Raw genomic sequence first — 20,260 nt, forward strand, 5'->3', positions numbered from 1 at the left:
TGATATGGATGACGGCATGCCTAAGCATGCACACTTGCTCCGGCGGGCGACTTGATGCGGATCAAAAACGCAAATCGCGCCCATTCGGGGCGCAGGGACCTTGCCGGATGGGCGGCAAATGGAACGGTCGTTCAATCCAATCGCCCGGTCTAGTTTGGCGCGTTGGTCTCCTGATCTCCAATGGTCGCGACAAAAATCGCCTTGATGGCATGCATGCGGTTTTCGGCCTGATCGAAGACGACGGAAGCTTTCGATTCAAAGATAGCGTCGGAGACTTCCATGCAATCGAGACCGAACTGCTTCGCAATGCGCCCTCCGGCCCTGGTGCTCCTGTCGTGAAACGCGGGCAAGCAATGCATAAACTTGCTATGCGGGTTGTCGGTGGCTTCCATGACGTTAGCCCTGACGCCGAACGGTGCCAGCAGTCTGATGCGCTCGCTCCATCCCGTCTCCTGCTCTCCCAGCCAGGATGCCGTGTAGATGAAATCGGCACCCAACACCCCGGCGCCCACATGTTCCAGGACTGCGAACTTTCCACCATTCTTGCGCGCCTCAGACGTCACGTGCTCCACAAAGGTAGGAGCGGGCCAAAATATCCGTGGTGAGACGATACGGAAATCCATGCCGAGCTTGGCCGCCCCTATGGCCAGCGATCTGGCGATGGAACTGCGGCCGTCGCCGAGGAACGCAACAGCAACTTCGGGCAGCGTCTTGCCGGCGAATTCCTGCACCGTCAGGAAATCCGCCAGCGCCTGGATCGGCTGAAACTCGTCGGTGAAACCATTGTAGACGGGGACGTGCGCGCAGGCGGCAAGTTCCTCCACAGCGCTTTGGGAACGGCCGCAATATTCGATGGCGTCATAGATCCTTCCAAGCACGCGGGCCGTGTCCTTGATTGATCCGTGCTGCCCGGTATTACCCGCAGGAAGAAGCATGCTGACGGGGTGAGCGCCTTGGTCATAGGCAGCAACTTCCGATCCAAAGAAAGCGTTGCGCGAATCCTCGTCGCTCACAAGCGCGATATTTTTGCCGCTGAGCCGGCGGACTTCCTTGCCATCCCGCTTGGCGACCTTCAGCTCCGCAGCGAGATGCAGAAGAAACCCGATCTCCTCTGAAGTGAATTCATCGAGCGTCAGGACGCTACGGCCTTGAAGACTGATCGACATGACATTGCCCGTTGTTTCGATTATCGGCGCCGCCAAAATGCGACATCTGCGGAAACTCACCCACGGAACCAGTTGCAAATGCCGAGGCGCGCATTCCCAAGAAGTGAACAACAGATGCGAGCCTCGGGCTTTGACGCTCATCAAATTCATGCCTTCCGGCGCTTTGATGAACATCAATGACGAAGCGTCTCGCTTCCTCGAAATTGTCCCTCAATGCGCAAGATCGCGGGCGATGCGCCGGGTGCCGACGTGGCGGAAAAGGTCCGCCGGGGAGTGCATCGGGTACTGAGGCCGACGTCTTGCTCGGGAATAGAGGACTCGTGGGACTGCGCGAGGGTTATTTCCAATGGGGAGCAACATGGCTGTCGCCTACTCCGTCGGTCCGATCACGCGCCGGCAGGTCGACAAAACCCATCGGTTGATTGAGGCCGTGGGCTACCCTGTCGACTTGCAGGCGTGGCGCGAAGTCTGCGCGTTGGCCTTCGCCCGAAAATGGCCGGCGATCTATTCCGAAGAAGTAATAACCGCGGAGAATCCGCTGGGCTATATCGCAGGCGTCTGCATCATGCGCCCTGCGCACGACAGTATGCACGGCAGAGTGCTAGAGGTGCCGGTCTTTGTGGTCGCAACTGCAGCGGATACGCGCGGCGCATCCAATTCCCTGCTGGACTACCTGATGGAGTCAGCTCGCAACAGACGCTGTCGGTTCATTCGCGTCGCCCCACTCGAACCGGCGAGCTGGCCTGGGCTAAGGCGCATGCCACACCAAAACGGCCGCGGTCTCCTCATCCCCGTTTAGTAAGTTGAGTCACCAGACTCGATCGGAGAAGCTTCGCCCTTGCGCCCCCTAGGCATTCGCCCGTGTCGTCCTTGCGGCGAAGACATATCCGATGCCTCTGACCGACTTGATGAAAGCAGGCTGGCTGGCATCACGCTCGATCTTCTTCCTTAGCCGCGAAATCTGCGCGTCGATCGTGCGGTCAAAGGCTTCCAGGTTTCGGCCCCGCGTTAAATCCATGAGCAATTCACGTTGAAGCACGCGACCTGCATGCTTTACGAGCACACATAACATGTCGAACTCGCCGGTCGTCAGCAGGATCTCCGTTCCATCACCCGAGAGCAGTTGGCGGCGGGCAACATCAAGGCGCAGTCCCTCGAAACAGTAGACTTCCGACTGCAAGTCGTTGCTATTCGGCGATAGCTGAGAGTGACGGCGACGAAGAGCGCCCCTGACGCGCGCCAATACCTCCCGAAGATGGAAGGGTTTTGCAACGTAGTCGTCGGCGCCCATCTCCAGGCCAACAATGCGGTCGACCACGTCATTTCGGCCCGTCAGCATGATGATCGGAATGTCGGAGTACGCCCGTATGTCGCGCGCAAGTGCCAGTCCGTCCTCGCCAGGCAGCATGAGGTCGAGCAGGATGATGTCGATCGATTGCTTGTCGAGGCAATCTCGCATCTCCCGACCGTCGGCGGCCAGGCTGACGCGATAACCCTCCTCTTCGAAGTACCGGGACAGCATCTGCCGGATCCTTGAATCGTCATCGACGACCAGAATGTGCTCGGGCAAGGACCGTGCAACCACCATGAAGTATCCCCAAATCAGCTCTTTTCTCCCCTGGCACATGTTACACCTTGTTACAAAATCGTACCATTTTTTGCACACCAGTCGTCGTCACATCACGGGTAACGCTCAAGCTCTTACCATCGCGGAGATGGAGGGAGACGTCATGAGCGCTCAGCTAATAAGCATGCGGGATGGTCGCGCAGCAGCGCAGACGCCCGCCTCGTCTTTGGCGGATCTGTCGTCCCTGTTCAGAAGACAGCCAATTGAGAAGTTCGAGCCAGGCCGGGCGATTTTCTGGGAGGGCGACGAAGCCACGCATATATTCGAGGTCACCGATGGAATGCTGCGAGCGTTGCGGCTGCTCGGCGACGGCCGGCGGATCATCGTCGGATTTTTGCGCCCAGGAGATATTCTCGGGGTATCGCTCAGGGAGCGTTATCTTTACAGTGTCGAGGCGGTCTCGCCCGTAGAACTTCATCGCTTGCCTCGCCGCCGTTTCGAAGACGAAGTGGCAAGGAATTCGCAGTTGCAGCAGCAGGTATTCTCAAGGCTTCGCGATGAGATGACGGCCGCGCAGGATCAGGCCGTCCTGCTTTCCCGTCGGTGTGCCGATGAGAAGCTAGCGAATTTCCTCCTGATGATGCGGAACGGCCAGAGTTACAATCGCACCTCCGTTGTCGATCTTCCCATGACGCGGCTCGACATCGCTGACTATCTGGGCATGACCATCGAGACAGTCTCCCGAACGATAACAAAATTTGCAAACAGCGGTATTATCGCAGCACCCGGACGGCGCTCGATCACGGTCTTGAAGATGGAAGCGTTACGATCGTTGGCGGACTCCGAGGAAGACCAGCACTGGATGCCGTCTCGCGCACCCTCTTCGCGGTATGCATCCGCCAACGCATGAAGACGGTCCGGTGAGATGGAAAAAAGGGACGCCAAGTTCGTCAACGCCCTCGAGGACAGCAACGTGATCGTGCACGGGCTCGACGGGACGATCAGCCATTGGAGCAAAGGCTGTGAGGAGCTTTACGGATGGTCCCGCGCCGACGCGCAGGGCAAGATCGTTCACGACCTTCTTTCCACCAGCTTTCCCGAACCGCTTGGGGAAATCCGCAATCGCTTGAGCTCCCACGGTAGATGGTCGGGCGAACTGATCCAGAGACACAGTGACGGAAGCCGCATCTTCGTCGCAAGTCGCTGGGTGCAGACCGCCGCCGACGGGCGCAACGTTATCGTGCAGACTGACAGCGACATTTCCAATCTGAGACGCGCACAGGCCGATCTCGCAGCCCGAGAGGCCCATCTTCGCTCTATCCTGGACACAGTTCCCGAAGCAATGGTGGTGATTGATGAAGGAGGAGCAATTTCCTCATTCAGCGCAGCCGCGGAACGCCTGTTTGGATATGCCGAAAGCGAGGTTCTTGGGCTAAACGTCAAGATCCTGATGCCTTCTCCCCATCGCGAGGCGCATGACCAGTACCTTGAGAATTATCTGCGAACCGGCGAGCGCCGCATCATCGGGATCGGGCGGGTCGTGACGGGGCATCGCAAGGACGGCACCACCTTTCCAATGGAACTTTCGGTTGGAGAAGCGACGTCCGAAGGACGCCGGATATTCACCGGTTTTATTCGAGATCTGACCAGCCGCCAACGTGTCGAAGAAGAGCTGAGGCAGGCGCAGAAGATGGAAGCCGTCGGGCAATTGACCGGCGGCTTGGCGCACGATTTCAACAACCTGCTTACCGTCATTACCGGCAATCTGGAGATGATCGAGGCTCGCCTGAAAGATGAGAAGCTCAGGTCGCTCGTGCGAGAAGCCCAGGGCGCGGCCGACGACGGTGCAAAGCTCACTGCCCAGTTGCTGGCATTCGGCCGCCGGCAGCCTCTCAACCCGAAGCTCGTCGATGTTGGCGAGCTTGTCTCCAATTTTTCGAAACTTCTCGGCAGAACGCTCGGAGAGACCATAGAGCTGTCGACGACGGTGAATGGCAGCGCAAACCCCGCGTTGATTGATGTCTCCCAGCTTCAGAACACACTTCTAAATCTGGCGTTGAACGCACGCGATGCGATGCCGAATGGTGGACATCTGACCATTGAGATCTCGACCACGGTTCTCGACCGCGACTATGCCCTGATGTACCCCGAAGTCCGGATGGGACATTATGTTCTGGTGGCCGTCACGGATACGGGCGTTGGAATGTCCGAAGACGTCAAACGCCACGCCTTCGAGCCTTTCTTCACAACGAAGGGAACTGGTGCGGGAACCGGTCTCGGGCTCAGCATGGTCTATGGCTTCGTGAAACAGTCCGGCGGGCATATTCAGATCTACAGCGAGCCGGATCAGGGGACGAGCGTTCGCCTCTTCCTGCCTGCCGCGCAGGGACAGAACCATCGTCCGGATTTTGGTGCGGAAGACGACACAAGTCTCGGTGCTCTTCCGAGAGGTCACGAGACTATCCTCGTCGTGGAAGATGATGCAAGAGTGCGCCGTGTCGTTGTCTCGCGGCTCAGGGACGCCGGCTACTCGGTCATCGAGGCGGAAGCCGGCGCGCAAGCCCTCCAACTGCTTGCGGAACACCCGCAAATCTCGCTCGTCTTCACGGACATGATAATGCCGGGCGGGATGAGTGGCGGCGAATTGGCCCAACATGTTCGCGCATCGAGACCCGATGTGAAGGTGCTGTTCACGTCTGGCTATTCCGAACCGACCGCCGCCGCCAAGGAACTTGCAGCGGCGGGAAGCTGGCTACAAAAACCCTATACGGCCAAGGAGTTAGCGGTCCGGCTTCGGACGTTGTTGGACTGACGCGAGGACGCGGCGGCCGTCAGGCGTGCGGTCAACGCGCGCGTCGCGTTTTCAGAACTCTTCTTCGCTTGTGAACAGCGGGATGACGGGACTTCTCATCCATCCTGCTCTCCCACTGAACGAGGCGATGCTTCGTGATTTCGGAGACACCCAGATAGGCCGCAGTGATCAGCAGCAATCCCACCGTGATCGGCCAGGGCAATGGCACGAAACCAAGCCTGCCGGCGAAGGGCGCATAGGGAAGCGCAACGGCGGCCGCCGCGGTCGCCAGGGTCAGGAGCGACAAAAGTCCTCCGGGCTTGCTTCGCCAGGCGAAGGAACGCGTGCGGACGATCAGCAGGATACCCAGTTCCGTCAGCAGCGATTCCACGAACCATGCGGTCTGGAACGTCGACGCCCCGGCTTTCGCCAACAAAAGAAGACCAGCAAAGGTCACGAAGTCAAAGAATGAGCTCACAAGTCCGAAGCTCACCATGAATCGACGCACATAATTGATGTTCCAACGTCGCGGAAATTGAGTTTCGCCACTATCCACGTTGTCACCCGCAATGGCGAGCGCCGGAAGATCGGACAAGAGGTTATTGAGAAGGATCTGCTTGGCAAGCAGGGGCAGGAAGGGCAGAAACATCGAGGCAAGCGCCATGCTGATCATGTTGCCGAAGTTCGCGCTTGTCGTGATCGAGATGTATTTCATCGTGTTGGCGAACGACTTGCGCCCGTCGTCGATGCCGCGAAGAACGACATTCAGGTCGCGCTTCAGCAGCACGATATCGGCGGCTTCCCGCGCAACATCGACAGCCCCGTCCACTGAGATGCCGACGTCAGCCTCGTGAAGGGCGGGCGCATCGTTGATGCCGTCACCGAGATAGCCGACCACATGACCGGCACGGCGCAGCGCCTCGATTACCCGCTCCTTCTGGTTTGGATCAATCTCGACGAAAAGATCGACATCGGGCGCGCGCGCAAAAAGCGAGTCCCTCGTCATTTTCGACAACTCCTCGCCTGTCATGACGCGCGAGGAATGCAAGCCAATAGTCTTCGCGAGATGCACGGCGACATGGCGGTTGTCGCCCGTGATCATCTTCAAGCTGATGCCACGCCTTGCAAGAGCGGCAACGGTCTCGGCGATGCCCGCTTTTGGTGGATCGAGGAAAAGCAGGAAGCCGACGAAACAAAGGTCCTCTTCCTGCTCCCTACCGTAGGTCGGCAGAGGGGTCGACATTCGAGTGGCGAGAGCAAGCACCCTGAAGCCTTGAGTGCTCCACGCGCGAAATTTCGTGTCGATCGCCTGCCTCTGCATGTCCGTCAACGGCGTGACCGCATCCCCGTGCAACACCGAGGAACAGACCGACAGAACATTCTCAACTGCTCCCTTGCAGATCAGCAGGTCGCTGTCTGTATGGCTTTCCATTCGCACGACCACGGATAGCCGCTTTCTAACAAAATCGTACGGAATCTCGTCGATCTTCGAATAGAGGGAGTAGTCCGGTGCACGATCGGCCGCAACAATTGCCTCATCAAGCGGGTTTTGCAGGCCCGTTTGCATCGACGCGTTGAGCCGCGCCCACAAATAAATCCTCGGCGAAGGCTTGCCATTCACGTCAAGACAGGCGTCGAGGCGAACGACGCCTTCGGTAAGTGTGCCGGTCTTGTCGGTGCACAGCAGGTCCATGCTACCAAGGTTTTCGATTGCTTCGAGACGACGGACGAGGACGCCGTTTCTTGCCATCGTGCGGGCACCACGCGAAAGCGTGATGCTGATGATCGCCGGGAGAAGCTCGGGGCTCAGGCCTACGGCCAACGCGATGGAGAACAACAGGGAGTCGACCAGTGGGCGATCGAGAAGCAGGTTGGCAGAAAACACGACGATGACGATCACCAGCATGATCTGGGTCATCAGATAGCCGAACCGACGAATCCCGCGCGCGAATTCGGTCTCGGGGCTCCGGCGTTCAATCGCGGCGGCAATGGCCGCAAATTCTGTGGTCTCGCCGGTCCGGATCGCAATAACGCTTGCGGTACCGCTACGAACCGAGGTTCCCGCGAAGACCGAATTCGATCTTCGCGACAAGGGCGCATTGGGCTCTGTCATTCCCGGAAATTTCGGGACGGGGAAAGCCTCGCCTGTGAGCGCGGCTTCGCCCACGTTGAAATCGCGCGCTTCCAGTATGAGGCCGTCCGCCGGGATCAAGTTGCCTGCGGAAAGCTGAACGATATCGCCGGGTACGACATCCACCGCCGAAATCGTCTTTGTTGTTCCGTCCCTAAGTACCACTGCCCTTTTAGCAATGCGCTTGCGCAGCGCCTCGACGGCTCGCGAAGCGCGGTATTCCTGCATGAAGCTCAATATCGAGCTCACCAACACTATCAGGATGATGATGGCAGCGTCGTTTTGCTCGCCCACCAACGTGGACACTGCGGCTGCGACCACGAGGATGAGCACGAGAGGGCTGCGGAACTGCCGGATCAGAACGGAAAGGGCAAGAAACCTTTCTCCTCGCGCCACCGAGTTGCGGCCGCAGCGCGCCAAACGCTGGCGTGCCTCCACGCTGCTCAACCCTGTCGCGCGCGTGCCGTACTTGCTCATCAGGTCAGTGGCCGGGAATGCCCAAAATGGAGCTTCTCCACCAAGGTCGGACGGTGATGAGCTCATGCGAGCCTCCTCTCGGGGTGCGGACGGTGGCAACCGCGACGACAGTGGCACCTCGGCGGCGGCCAGTGCATTGAGGAAGGTCAATTTTCCAAGAACGAACACGGTGATTTGAGCGCGATCAACACACCGTCAAAGCGCTGCGATATCTTCACGCCAGAAAGGTGGAGATCGAGGTCATGACCATTCGCAACCTTCATCACGCCATCGATCCGAACTCCCTCGCAATCATCGGCGCATCAAGTCGCGCCGGATCGCTTGGGCGCGTCGTCCTCGAAAACGTACTGGCGGCGGGCTTCGAGGGCGAAATCTGGCCGGTAAATCCGAAATATGAGGAGGTGGCGAGCCTCCACTGTTATCGGCAAGTGGCGGACATTCCCGGCATTCCCGAGCTCGCGATCATTGTCACACCACCAAAAACCGTTCCGGCGCTCATCCATGACCTGGGCGTTAAGGAAACCCGCGCAGCGGTCGTCATCACGGCAGGCCTCAATGCTGACCAAGAGCTCAAACAGGCGATGCTCGATGCCGCGAAACCATTTCTCCTTCGCATCATCGGCCCAAACACGGTGGGTCTCATCGTCCCGAAAAAGAAACTAAATGCAAGCTTCGCTCACCTGCAGGCACGACCAGGTGGAATCGCCCTGCTTTCGCAATCGGGCGCGATCGCGACGTCGCTGATCGACTGGGCGGCCGACAACAATGTGGGGTTTTCCAAGATCATCTCCCTTGGCGACATGGCGGACGCCGACGCCGGCGATTTCCTCGACCTGCTCGCGGGTGACCCCGAGACGCGGGCCATCGTCATGTATCTCGAAACCATCCCAAGCCCCCGGAAGTTTCTGTCTGCGGCGCGCGCCGCCGCGCGAGTGAAGCCGGTCGTCGCCATCAAATCCGGGCGTCATGCCGCTGCAGCCAAAGCGGCCGCCACACATACCGGCGCACTTTCAGGGGCCGATCAGGTCGTTGACGCAGCTTTGCGCCGCGCGGGTGTCTTGAGGATCGAGGGGCTTGGCGAGCTGTTCGATGCTACCGAAACAATCGCGCGCTTCCCTCCTCTCGAGCGAAGCCGCGTATCAGTCATCACCAACGGGGGCGGAGCCGGCGTTCTCGCCGTTGATCGCCTGGTGGATCTTCACTGCGTGCTGGCTGATCTTTCTTTCGAGACCGTACATGCCCTTGACCAGGTCCTGCCTCCCAACTGGTCGCGGGCAAATCCCGTCGACATCATTGGCGATGCATCGCCCGAGCGATACAGGGCGGCGGTCGAGATTGTCGCTGGGGATTCAGGAGTGGATCTCCTGATCGCGATGAATTGCCCGACCGGCCTTGCCTCGCCCGTCGATGCAGCGCGCGCTGTCGCTTCGCTGGCGCAGTCGGGCACCATCTCAGGCAAACCCGTCTTGACGTGCTGGTTGGGCGGCCAAACCGCCCGTAAGGGCCGTCAAGTGCTACAGGAGGCCGGATTGGCGAGCTACGACACCCCTTCCGATGTCGCCTTGGCCACTTCCTACCTTGCTCGATGGTCGAAGGCGCAGGAGGGCCTGCTGCGGGTGCCCTCGAGGAAGGGCGACGAAACGCCTTTTGATCGCGGCTCGGTGCAATCCATCTTCCGGCGGGTTGCAGCCGAAGATCGCCGGATGCTGAACGAACCGGAGGCCAAGGCGGCCATCGCTGCCTATGGTATTCCCGTCCCTCGAACGGTCGTTGCAAAGTCGCCACAGGAGGTGGAAGCGGCTGCCGCATCGCTATTTGCGGAAGCGACGAGAGTCGTCGTCAAGCTGATCTCGAAGTCGATCACTCATAAATCCGACGTAGATGGCGTCGTCCTCGATATCATGAGCCCGGCCGCCGCTTGCGAAGCCGCCGAGACCATCGCTGCGCGGCTCAAGGACCACGACCCTGCGGCAATAGTCGACGGCTTCGCCGTCCAGCCGATGATCGAGCGCAGGAACGCGTGGGAATTGATCATAGGCATGAGCCGGGACAAGATCTTCGGTCCGGTCATCCTATTCGGATCGGGAGGCGTCTCCGTTGAAGTGGTCGCGGACACCGCCGTCGCCTTGCCTCCGCTCGACACCGTGCTCGCCGGCGACCTGATCGCCGAGACGCGGATCGGGAGGCTTCTCGCCGGGTTCCGCAACGAGCCGCCGGCAGACAGAGCAGCGATCTGCAAAGCGCTTGCGGCGCTCTCGCAGATGATTGTCGATTTCCCCTGCATTCTTTCTATGGATATCAATCCGCTCGTTGCCAGCGCCGAGGGCATCATTGCGCTGGATACCCGCATCGAAATAGACCCGCAGGCAATCACACGTCCCGGCCCCAGCCGTGACCTCGCAATCCGACCATATCCGAGCGACTGGGAAAGACAGGTCGCGATCGCGGGGCGCGCTTACGAGCTGCGGCCAATCAAACCAGCCGACGCGAGCCTCTATCCGGATTTTCTGGCGAGGACGTCCGCGGCAGACATCCGATTTCGTTTTCTGGCATCCCGCAGTCACTTTAACGACCAGATGCTCGTGAGGCTCACGCAGGTCGATTTCGAGCGCGAGATGGCTTTCGTCGCGCTCGATAAGGAAAGCGGCGAGCTTGCAGGAATTGCCAGGCTTTACGCAGATCCCGATCACGAGTCCGCGGAATATGGCTTGCTCGTCAGAACCGACCTGCAGGGGCATGGTCTTGGCTGTGCTCTCCTCGCTCTCCTCAAGGACTATGCTGCGGCCGACGGTCTTCATCGCCTCGAAGGTCTCGTTCTGAGTGACAATGCGAAGATGCTCAGAATGTGCCGCGAGTTTGGATTTTCGATCGCGCCGCACCCGTCCGATGCCACCCTGAGGGTCGCAACACTGCCACTGCAATCCCAGGCGGAAGCTCCTTGACCGGGATCAAAGTAGTTACCCGCATATGGCGTAGATTAGCTTTCAGAAAGCAACCCGATTGGGGAGACCGCAGCAATGACCTACAAGACAGTTCTTCTCGTGCTCGACGCAAGCCAGTATGAAGCGGACCTCACAGCGGCGGCAGATCTTTGCGTTGCCGCCAACGCCCATCTGTCGGTCCTCCTGGTGAAGGTCGCGGCCCCACCTCAATTTGGGGATTATGCGGCTCTTTCGGTCGCATGGCTCGACATACAGGCGGCAGAGCTCGAACAGCTCGACAAGGCCGTCGAGGCGGCACGAACGACGCTCAAGGACTTTGGTTTATCGTTCGACGTCGCCGGCGAATACACCGAGCCTGCGCGGGCGGACGACCTCGTCGGAGAGCGGGCACGCTATGCTGACGTCACGTTGATCGGGACCAGCATTGATCCTTCGTTGCGGGCGCGCGCCATCGAGGGTGCACTTTTCTATTCGGCGCGCCCGGTCCTGCTTGCAGCTCATCGCCAATCGGTGACCTTGTTCCCCAAGAGGATTTTGCTGGCGTGGAACTCCAGCTTCGAATCCACGAGGGCTGCTCGTGAAGCGCTAGACATGATGAAAGACGCCGACGGCGTGAACGTGGTATTGATAGACCCTGCGGCCTCTCGCTGGAACGCCCACGAACCCGGCGCAGATGTCGCGACTTATCTTGCGCGTCACGGCGTTAGAGTCACAGTCGATAGGCTTCCCAGCGCCGGACGTCGGGTCGACGAAGTTCTCAACCAGCATGCGATTGATTCCTCCGCCGACCTGATCGTCATCGGCGCATACGGACATACACGTCTTCGGGAGAGAATTTTCGGGGGCGTTACCAAGGCGATGATTGAGGCGCCCATTGTGCCAGTTTTGATGGTTCGCTGACATCAGCCAAGCCACATGGAAGCGTGGACGCAACCGCAAGGACGGTACCGCGCCGGAGGCCGCGCTTCTTGACTACGATCAATGTAGCAACGGTCGCCTGGAGTACATTGCTCATGTAGCTGCCAAACGGGTTCGGAGGAAAAAGCAATGACCTACAAGAACATTCTTTTGGTGATCAGTGCCGACGAGCACGCAAATGACATAACAGCGGCAGCAGATCTTTGCGCCGCCGCCGATGCGCACCTTTCGGTTCTCCTGGTCAAACTCGCCGCTCCACCTCCGATCGGAGACTTTGCAGTCTTGTCGGCCGCGTGGCTCGAGGAACGGGCAAGCGATATAAAGCACTTGGATGAGGCAGTGGAGAGAGCTCGCGCCACTCTGAAGGGCCTCGGGATCTCATTCGATGCAAATGGCATCTACTGCGAGACAGCATGGGCCGACGACGATGTCGGCAAGCGCGCACGCTATGCCGACGTCACATTAATCGGCACGAGCCTGAAGCCGGATGCGCCATTGCGAGCGCGGGCGATTGACGGGGCGCTCTTCTATTCAGCGCGACCAGTTCTGCTCGCAGCCAATCGCCAATCCGTCACCTTGCGTCCGAAAAAGATTCTTCTCGCATGGAACTCGACCGTGGAATCCGCCCGAGCGGCACGGGAAGCCTTGGACATGATGGAAAGCGCCGAGGAAGTGAATGTCGTGCTGGTCGATCCGACCGCCGCTTCGGCGAGAAATGGCGAAGAACCGGGCGCAGACATCGCCGCCTACCTCACTCGCCACGGCATCAAGGTGACGGTCGATCGGCTTCCGAGTGCCGGACGCCTGGTGGAAGAAGTTCTCAGCCAGCATGCCATCGATACCTCTGCCGATCTGATCGTCATGGGCGCGTACGGGCATACACGTCTTCGCGAAAGAATATTCGGCGGAGTTACCAGGGGGATGATCGAGGAACCCATTATACCGGTGCTGATGGTGCATTGAATAAATCTCTGCCCCACCGAACAAGGCGCCGCAGAACACGGCGCCTTGCTATATTCCGTCATGCTTCGCCTTCGAATGCGGCGCGGCCGGTCATCTCTTCGATATCGACGCAGAAGAAGACATGCGGCGAAGCGGCTGCTATCTCCGGCTTGCCCGGCTTCAGCCCGCCCGGCTCCCACCAATTTGGCCGCGACTCGAGAAGCGACCAGGCATGCATGCATTCTCTTTGCCATCGCCCCTCCGGAGGAAGTTCCTGGTAGCGGCCGAACACAAGGACGCTTTTCCACTTCCGCTCGCCTGAAAACTCATCGACCTGGAGGCAAACATGCGGGTTGGTGCGCATCCAGTCGATCTTCTGGCCAGGCATGGAGAAGCAGTAAAGGCATTTGCCAGCGAAAGCATAAGTGATGGGCACGATATAAGGCCTGCCTTCATTACAGCAGGCAAGTCGAGCCACGTGAGCGGCCTGGACCACGCTGTTGCATTCGTGGCGGGACAATTCCTTGATGAACATGATCTCCCTCCCAAAGACGTGACCTATGGTGAGATTAAAATCTCCATTGGACGCTCGTGCCTTGACGTCCCTCAAAGACCGCTGGTCGGGAATGGCCAATACTCGGCCACCGCTTGGTAATCGGTTTAGAGGAAGGAGACGACAATGAGCGACATTCGCCTGCGCCAGGACATCCTGGATGAGCTCGAATATGAACCCAGCATAGACGCCGCGAACATTGGAGTGACGGTCGAAGACGGCGTTGTCACTTTGACGGGCCATGTTCACAGCTTTGCGGAAAAACACACTGCGGAACGCGTTGCCCAAAGGGTGAAGGGAGTGCGCGCGATTGCCGAGGAAATCGTCGTGCGTTTGCCAGAGAACAAGAAGGCTGCCGATGACGAGATCGCCAGCCGCGTGGTAAAAATTCTTGCGTGGGGAGCCGCAAACGCCGATCTCAAGGACATCCAAGTCAAGGTCGAAAACGGTTATGTGACCCTCGAGGGGACGGTCGAGTTCTATTTCCAGCGCAATGCAGCCGAGAGCTTGGTCCGTCGCTTGACGGGTATAACGGGCATCGACAACCGCCTCAGGATTCGTCCCGTGATGGACGTGCTCGACATCAGACATGGCATCAGAGAGGCGCTCAAGCGCAATGCCGAGATAGAGGCCGAAAACATCGACGTAGAAGTGTCCGGCAGTCATGTCACCTTGCGTGGGAGGGTTCAAAGCCGCCGCGAAAGAGCCGTGGCCGAGCGAGCGGCTTGGTCGGCTCGAGGCGTCACGGCCGTTGAGGACCGTTTGACCATCGGCGAACCGCAAGGTCGGCACAATTCCTGAATGGAGTGCTTCGGATGACCTGCGCGACCCTACCCGATCTCGCTTCGCGTACGGGAGCTCTGGTCGGTAACGAGGGTGTCGGACTTACCGAAGAAGAGGCTCGCCTGCGCCTTGCGCAATTTGGCGAGAACAGCCTTCCCGAACCACAAGCCTCTTCGCTGGCGATTACTTTCCTGCGCCAGTTCCGCAGCCCGCTGATCTATATCCTGCTGGCCGCGGCACTTGTGTCTGTCATTGTTAGCGATTTAAAAGATGCGCTTTTCATCGGCATTGTGCTCATCGCAAACGGCATCATCGGGTCTCTGCAGGAGCACACCGCTAGCAAAGCCGCATTGGCATTGCGCCGGCTGGAGCAGCCGAATGCGAACGTCATCCGCAATGGACGGTTGCGGGAAATCGACGCTCGGCTCCTGGTGCCGGGCGACATGGTGGCTATTGAGGCGGGCGGACGCGTACCGGCCGACATCCGGCTCCTGTCGGCGACCGATCTTGTTTGTGACGAGTCCCTGCTCACCGGTGAATCAGCACCGGTGCACAAACCCGGCCCGGTCGCCGAGGCTGCTCCTGGAGAGGGCGGGCGCCCCATGGCCTTTGCGGGCACTCTGGTTACGCGCGGTCGCGGACGTGGCGTTGTCGTCGCCACGGCTGCGGCCACAGAGATGGGAAAGATTGCCGCAGAGATTGGCAAGGCGTCCGTCACCAAGCCCCCATTGATGATCAGGTTGGAGCGCTTCTCTCGGCTCATCGCGTGGATTGTCGCGGCTGCCGTCGCTCTTCTCGTCCTTGTTGGAATTGCCCGCGCGATGACGCTCAACGAGCTGTTCATGATGTCCGTAGGACTGGCGGTAAGCGCAATCCCTGAAGGCCTGCCGATAGCGATCTCGGTCGCGCTGGCAATCAGCATGCGCCGTATGGCCAAAACACACGTTATTGTGCGCCGAATGGCCGCCGTGGAAGCTCTCGGCTCCTGCACGATAGTTGCCACCGATAAGACCGGCACATTGACGCTCAATGAACTAACCGTGACGGATATCCGCTTGCCGGACGGCACCGATATGGTCTGCGATACGGCCGCCGATCTGGACGCCTGGACGATCCACGGCGATGGAACCCCTCCCCCGGAGGCACGGGAACGTGCCCTTGCCTTGTTCAAGGCCGCGTCGCTGCCCAACGAAGGATCGCTGGTCAGGGAAGCGAACGGCTGGACCTCCGTGGGCGATACGGTCGACGTTGCATTACTCGCAGCCGCCTACAAGGCGGGCCTCCCGCGGAAGGATATCGAGAATGACTATCCTCTTGTCGCCCGGATTTCCTATGAGCCGGACCTCAAATACGCTGCCTCATTCCACCGGCACGGCGACAGCGTTCGCATCTTTGTCAAAGGAGCCGCGGAGACCCTGATCGACATGGCCGACCGGATGGACATGGCCGGTCGTGCCGAGCCGATCGATCGGGAAGCCCTGCTGCGGCAAAAGGAAGAGATGGCCTCGCGTGGGCTGCGAGTCCTTGCCTTTGCGGAGGGCGAAACGGCGATCGAGTCGGATGGAGGCTACGGTCGGCACCTCCTCGTCGATCTGGTTTTCCTAGGCCTTGCCGGAATGCAGGATCCGGTGCGGCCGGAGGTGCCGCAGGCAATTCGCGATTGCCACTCAGCAGGCGTGGACGTGGCGATGGTCACTGGCGACGATCCTAAGACCGCAGCGGCAATCGCCACCGATGCCGGGCTGATCTTCACTCAAGATCAGGTCGTCACCGGCGAAGACGTGCGCAGGGCTGAGGAAAATGGACCGGAGAGCCTCGACGACCTGACCCGTCGCGGCCGCATCTATGCGCGCGTCGCCCCCGCGCAAAAGCTGGCGATCGCCCTCTCGCTGTCTCGCAACGGCCACTTCGTCGCCGTGACGGGCGACGGCGTCAACGATGCGCCTGCCTTGAAGCATGCACATATCGGCGTGGCCATGGGTCACAAGGGCACCGAGGTCGCCAAGGAGAGTGCCGACATCGTCATTACCGACGACAATTTCGCATCGATCGTGAGCGGCATCCGAGAGGGCCGCGTCGCCTACGCCAACATTCGCAAGGTCATCTTCATGCTGATGTCGACGGGTGCCGCAGAGCTGCTGCTGTTTTTGTTGGCGATTCCCCTCGGTATGCCGATGCCGCTGCTGCCGGTGCAGTTGCTCTGGCTCAACCTCGTGACCAACGGCATCCAGGATGTGGCGCTCGCGGGCGAGCGGCCGGAGGGCGATGAACTTGCGCAGGCACCTCGCAAGCCGAGCGAGCCGATCTTCGATGGAGTGATGATCCGGCGGATCTTGCAATCTGCCGTTGTCATGGGCGGCGGAGGGTTCGCAATGTTTTACCTCGCGCTGCAACAGGGCTACGGCGAAAGCGAGGCACGCAATCTGCTGCTGCTGCTCTTCGTCCTGTTCGAGAACTTCCAGACCTTTGCAAGCCGTTCCGAACGCAAGTCCGCCTTCGCGCTCGGCGTCTTCGGCAACCCGCTGCTGCTCTTCAGCATTCTAGCCGCCCAGGCGCTCCATATCGCCGCCATGTACACGCCCATCCTCAGTGACATCCTGCAAGTCGCACCGATATCATTGTACGAATGGGCAATCCTGCTGATTGCGGCGTCCTCCGTCCTGTTCATGATGGAATTCGACAAATGGCGGGTTCGTGCGAGCGCCCGTCGACATGCGCGCCTTGTCCGTTCAACACGGTCGTGAGTCACCGGCAAGCTTCAGGATTTCTGCGACGATTTTGTTTGCTGGCTGATTGGCATCCATTCTGTGCCAATCGATGCCGCCGAGGTCGTAAGCCAGTTGCCGGGAAAGGACATTCAGGTCGGCATCGGAGGGCCCTACGGTCCTTTCCGCCACGCGGCTTCGAAGGACGGATGGGCTCGCGTCCAGCCAGATGGCCGTGCATGGAACGTGAGCGTCACGCGCAGCCGCCTCGATGCGCCGACGATTGGGGAGCTTGTCAAAGACGGCTTCCGCGACCACGGATCCTCCCGCACGCAGGATCGCGGATGTCCGGGACGTCATCTCGCCGTAAACCTTCTCCGAAATCTCCGAACGATAGGCGTCCGCGGGGAGTCGCGTTTCGGCGACCACGTCGAACATCGCCTTGCGGACGCGATCGCTCTCAATGATCCGCGCGCCCGGAGGCGAACCGCACTGCGCAGCCAACATCTCTGCTACGGTCGTTTTGCCGGAACCACTCAACCCGCCGATGACGATCAACCGAGGCGGCTTCGGTTCAAGCAGGAGAAGCGCCAGGTCGAAATAGGATCGGGCCTCGGCGACGAGCGCGTCCGATCGCCCGCCACTCTCTTCGATCTGGGTGGCTGTCACATGCGCCCTCACCGCAGCGCGGATCGCCATAAAGTAAGGCAGCAGCACGAAGCCATCCTCGTCGCCCGATTCGTCGAGATACCGGTTCATGGTGAGATTGGCGAGTTGCGGAAAACCGCGGTGCCAAAGATCCATGAGCAGAAAAGCAAGGTCGTACAGCGTATCGACGGTAGCGATCTGATCGCTGAACTCGATGCAGTCGAACAGCCGTGGCTCTCCGTCGAGCAGGCATATGTTGCGCAGATGCAGATCACCGTGGCATCGCCTGAGCTTGCCGGCTGCCTCACGCGCATCGAGCAGCGGTGCATAAGCCGCGAGGTTGCGCTCGAACGCATGTTCGAATTCGGCAAGCGTGGCTGGGTCGAAGAGCCGGCTTGTGGCAAAGCCGGCCGCGTTGACACGGAGCACGGCGGCGATGTTGGCGGAGCCGGATCCCTGGTGGACAATCGGGGCCTCGCGATGAAAGCGGGCGATCATGCGAGCCGTCCGGGTCATCAGCCCGGCATTCAGCCTACCGTCCACCGCCCTGCGATCGAACAGCGCCTCCTGGTCGAAACGGACCATTTCGATGACCGCATCGAGGAGCTCTTCGCCCTCATCATAGGCAAGGCGACCGTCGCGACTACGCATGATGCGGCGCACGCCGAGATACAAGCCAGGCGCAGTGGCGCCGTTCAGCTCGACCTCCTTCTCGCAGGCCGCGAGCCTCAGTTCGGGCGTCGAGAAATCGACATAGGGAAGCTTCACTGCACGCTTCAATTTCAAGGCGCGATTCCCCACAAGGAAGATGCGGGAGATATGCGTCTCGATGGTTTTGATCTCATTGACGCCGTGAGAACGAGGTTCATTCAAGAACGCGATTGCCGCCGACTGATCTTGTGCAAGCATGTTTATACGCCTCGCTCAGCGCGTCTTTCCGCGCTCACATTCAGGATGCCCCGCCGCGGCTTCGAGGCTGGGACGCCATGAAAATGATGAGCCGCGCCAGATTGCTTCTCATTGATACGGATCAACGCTCGACCAAGCGATTTCTGTATGATTGAAGCTAAATTCATTCAGACCGTGGATCGTTTGCGAAAGGGAGGCGCTTCTTCCGATGAGATCGCGCGAGACCACAAAGGAGGGCGGCATGACCAAGCACATTCTTGCCGCAACCGATGGATCCGACAAAGCTCGAGAAGCAGTAGCGATGGCGGCGAACTTGGCCAAAGGGCTCGGTGCAAGGCTTACCATCCTTCATGTCGTCTTGCATGGGCTGAGAGCGGCAGAGGCCGGCCGCCTCGCCGAAGCGGAGCGTGTCCTACGTCGCGTCACGGCCACCGCTGTACCGCGAATGGAGAACCGGCCCGCCTCGATGGGCGACCTCTTCGAGACATCGCCGGGCGGCATCGGCGAGATCGTTGCGGTTCTCGGTGACGGCATTGCCGAGGAGGCGGCCGACGAAGCGCGCAGCATTGGTGCAAGCAACGTGGATACGCGCGTGGAGCTCGGCGATTATGCCGAGACTATTCTTTCGGTCGCCCAGGAAATCGGAGCGGACATGATCGTCGTCGGCAGTCGTGGGCTGGGCCGATTTCGCGGCATGCTGCTTGGGAGCGTTTCGCGGAAGATCGCCCAACATGCACATTGCTCTGTCATGGTAGTGCGCTGAGCTAATGCCACGAGGAGGTTATAAGGCGCACTTCCCTCCCCGTTCTCAGCAATGCCTGCTCCGCGGAACCAGCCGGCTAGCTCACATGCGGAAGCCGTTAACGCTGCTGAATGAACCTGCTTTGCCAGCGCCGGGGTATTTGGACCGCGACTCCCGTCAAAACCAGGGCAGCGACCGACGGCAGCCATAGAGCGAGGCTGCCCATTTGTTGCACGAAAACCGCCCCGGAAATTGCTCCTGCCATCATGCCGAGCCACGGCACGATTTGAATGACCCAATGCGTGTTGCGGATGCCCATCGCCCAGCGTCCCAATCCTCGTCCGAAGCGGGACAGTGCGCCGGTGACATATGTTAGCCCAACCGGCAGCCCTTCGATCTGCTCGACGGAGGCATTGATGGCCCCCATGGCAAAGATAAGTAGAAGGAAACGCAGCTCTCTTTGATCACCTAGCAGCGCCGCGCATGCGAGCAGCACGGATACAAGCAACAAAACAGCTTGCGGCCTGAACCTGATCGAGACCATCACTCCCGCGGCGTTCCCGATCACGAAGGCGATTAGTCCCACGATGAGAAGCACTCCCCGTGCGACGTCGCCTTGCACGAGGGAGACGGATGCGCGAGTCGTGTTGCCGCTCATGAAGGACACGAAGTCTCCGAGGGACATGAGGCCGATGGCATCGGTCATGCCTGCAAGGAACGAGATTCCAGCGACGAGCGCCAAACCAACAGAACTCCTCTGACGCTTAATGATGCGCCGCCGCCGCTGTACCGTCATTTGTGATAATCCAATTGTAGCCCAGCCAAGGAAAGCAAACGCGGCCCGGAGTTGCAAGATCGCATGCGCGCAAGAAGGGCGCCGCCATCCACTTCGTCATGCAGCTTTTTACCTTGGCGGCCGTGCAGCGCTTTTGCGCGGGATCAAGGTAACGATCCCGTCATCGAATATCCTTCACGAGATCTGAGGG

General features: G+C 59.8%; 15 protein-coding genes. 9 read left to right on the forward strand and 6 right to left on the reverse strand.

Annotated elements, in window-relative coordinates; all coding sequences use genetic code 11:
- Positions 1-149: 149 nt before the first annotated feature.
- Complete coding sequence (gene argF / locus RHIBR816_RS0116385) at positions 150-1,166, reverse strand: ornithine carbamoyltransferase (protein WP_026187071.1); 1,017 nt, start codon at positions 1,164-1,166, stop codon at positions 150-152.
- Positions 1,167-1,524: 358 nt separating this feature from the next.
- Here argF and RHIBR816_RS0116390 point away from each other — a divergent pair, with 358 nt between their 5' ends.
- Positions 1,525-1,965, forward strand: coding sequence for a hypothetical protein (locus RHIBR816_RS0116390; protein WP_157628197.1), 441 nt, complete (start codon positions 1,525-1,527; stop codon positions 1,963-1,965).
- Positions 1,966-2,013: 48 nt separating this feature from the next.
- Here RHIBR816_RS0116390 and RHIBR816_RS0116395 read toward each other — a convergent pair whose 3' ends face one another.
- Entirely contained in the window at positions 2,014-2,754 is a 741-nt protein-coding gene (locus RHIBR816_RS0116395) for a response regulator (protein WP_018237656.1), read from the reverse strand.
- Positions 2,755-2,896: 142 nt separating this feature from the next.
- Between RHIBR816_RS0116395 and RHIBR816_RS0116400 the strand changes: the two genes are divergently transcribed.
- Positions 2,897-3,643 (forward strand): Crp/Fnr family transcriptional regulator, encoded by a 747-nt coding sequence (locus tag RHIBR816_RS0116400; RefSeq protein ID WP_026187072.1) that lies wholly within the window; start codon positions 2,897-2,899, stop codon positions 3,641-3,643.
- Positions 3,644-3,658: 15 nt separating this feature from the next.
- Positions 3,659-5,545 carry a PAS domain-containing sensor histidine kinase gene (locus tag RHIBR816_RS0116405; RefSeq protein ID WP_018237658.1) on the forward strand — a complete coding sequence of 629 codons (1,887 nt, stop codon included), beginning with the start codon at positions 3,659-3,661 and terminating at the stop codon, positions 5,543-5,545.
- Positions 5,546-5,576: 31 nt separating this feature from the next.
- Here the strand turns inward: RHIBR816_RS0116405 and mgtA are convergent, their stop codons facing one another.
- On the reverse strand, positions 5,577-8,198 hold the full coding sequence (mgtA, locus tag RHIBR816_RS0116410) for a magnesium-translocating P-type ATPase (protein ID WP_026187073.1): 2,622 nt from the start codon (positions 8,196-8,198) through the stop codon (positions 5,577-5,579).
- Positions 8,199-8,374: 176 nt separating this feature from the next.
- Here mgtA and RHIBR816_RS0116415 point away from each other — a divergent pair, with 176 nt between their 5' ends.
- The 3 genes from RHIBR816_RS0116415 (at position 8,375) to RHIBR816_RS0116425 (ending at position 12,955) form a co-directional block, all read left to right on the forward strand.
- On the forward strand, positions 8,375-11,074 hold the full coding sequence (locus tag RHIBR816_RS0116415) for a bifunctional acetate--CoA ligase family protein/GNAT family N-acetyltransferase (protein ID WP_018237660.1): 2,700 nt from the start codon (positions 8,375-8,377) through the stop codon (positions 11,072-11,074).
- Between the two features lie 75 nt (positions 11,075-11,149).
- Entirely contained in the window at positions 11,150-11,974 is an 825-nt protein-coding gene (locus tag RHIBR816_RS0116420; RefSeq protein WP_018237661.1) for a universal stress protein, read from the forward strand.
- Between the two features lie 147 nt (positions 11,975-12,121).
- The gene (locus RHIBR816_RS0116425; protein ID WP_018237662.1) at positions 12,122-12,955 is read left to right on the forward strand and encodes a universal stress protein; all 834 of its coding nucleotides are present in this window, start codon (positions 12,122-12,124) and stop codon (positions 12,953-12,955) included.
- Between the two features lie 58 nt (positions 12,956-13,013).
- On the opposite strand, the gene RHIBR816_RS0116430 is transcribed toward RHIBR816_RS0116425, so the two are convergent.
- The gene (locus RHIBR816_RS0116430; RefSeq protein ID WP_018237663.1) at positions 13,014-13,469 is read right to left on the reverse strand and encodes a pyridoxamine 5'-phosphate oxidase family protein; all 456 of its coding nucleotides are present in this window, start codon (positions 13,467-13,469) and stop codon (positions 13,014-13,016) included.
- Positions 13,470-13,613: 144 nt separating this feature from the next.
- On the opposite strand from RHIBR816_RS0116430, the gene RHIBR816_RS0116435 reads away from it, so the two are divergent.
- A complete protein-coding gene (locus RHIBR816_RS0116435) occupies positions 13,614-14,288 on the forward strand; it encodes a BON domain-containing protein (protein ID WP_018237664.1) in 675 nt (224 codons plus the stop codon).
- Between the two features lie 14 nt (positions 14,289-14,302).
- Positions 14,303-17,014 (forward strand): HAD-IC family P-type ATPase, encoded by a 2,712-nt coding sequence (locus RHIBR816_RS0116440; RefSeq protein WP_018237665.1) that lies wholly within the window; start codon positions 14,303-14,305, stop codon positions 17,012-17,014.
- Here RHIBR816_RS0116440 and RHIBR816_RS0116445 read toward each other — a convergent pair.
- Positions 17,000-18,532 carry a bifunctional aminoglycoside phosphotransferase/ATP-binding protein gene (locus tag RHIBR816_RS0116445; RefSeq protein ID WP_018237666.1) on the reverse strand — a complete coding sequence of 511 codons (1,533 nt, stop codon included), beginning with the start codon at positions 18,530-18,532 and terminating at the stop codon, positions 17,000-17,002. The genes RHIBR816_RS0116440 and RHIBR816_RS0116445 overlap by 15 nt on opposite strands.
- 241 nt (positions 18,533-18,773) lie before the next feature.
- Here RHIBR816_RS0116445 and RHIBR816_RS0116450 point away from each other — a divergent pair, with 241 nt between their 5' ends.
- Positions 18,774-19,295, forward strand: coding sequence for a universal stress protein (locus RHIBR816_RS0116450; RefSeq protein WP_026187074.1), 522 nt, complete (start codon positions 18,774-18,776; stop codon positions 19,293-19,295).
- A 97-nt stretch (positions 19,296-19,392) separates the two neighbouring features.
- On the opposite strand, the gene RHIBR816_RS0116455 is transcribed toward RHIBR816_RS0116450, so the two are convergent.
- Positions 19,393-20,070, reverse strand: a complete 678-nt coding sequence (locus tag RHIBR816_RS0116455; RefSeq protein ID WP_026187075.1) for a YoaK family protein — start codon at positions 20,068-20,070, stop codon at positions 19,393-19,395.
- Positions 20,071-20,260: the final 190 nt, after the last annotated feature.

This window comes from Ensifer sp. BR816 (assembly GCF_000378985.1).
Taxonomy (GTDB): domain Bacteria; phylum Pseudomonadota; class Alphaproteobacteria; order Rhizobiales; family Rhizobiaceae; genus Sinorhizobium.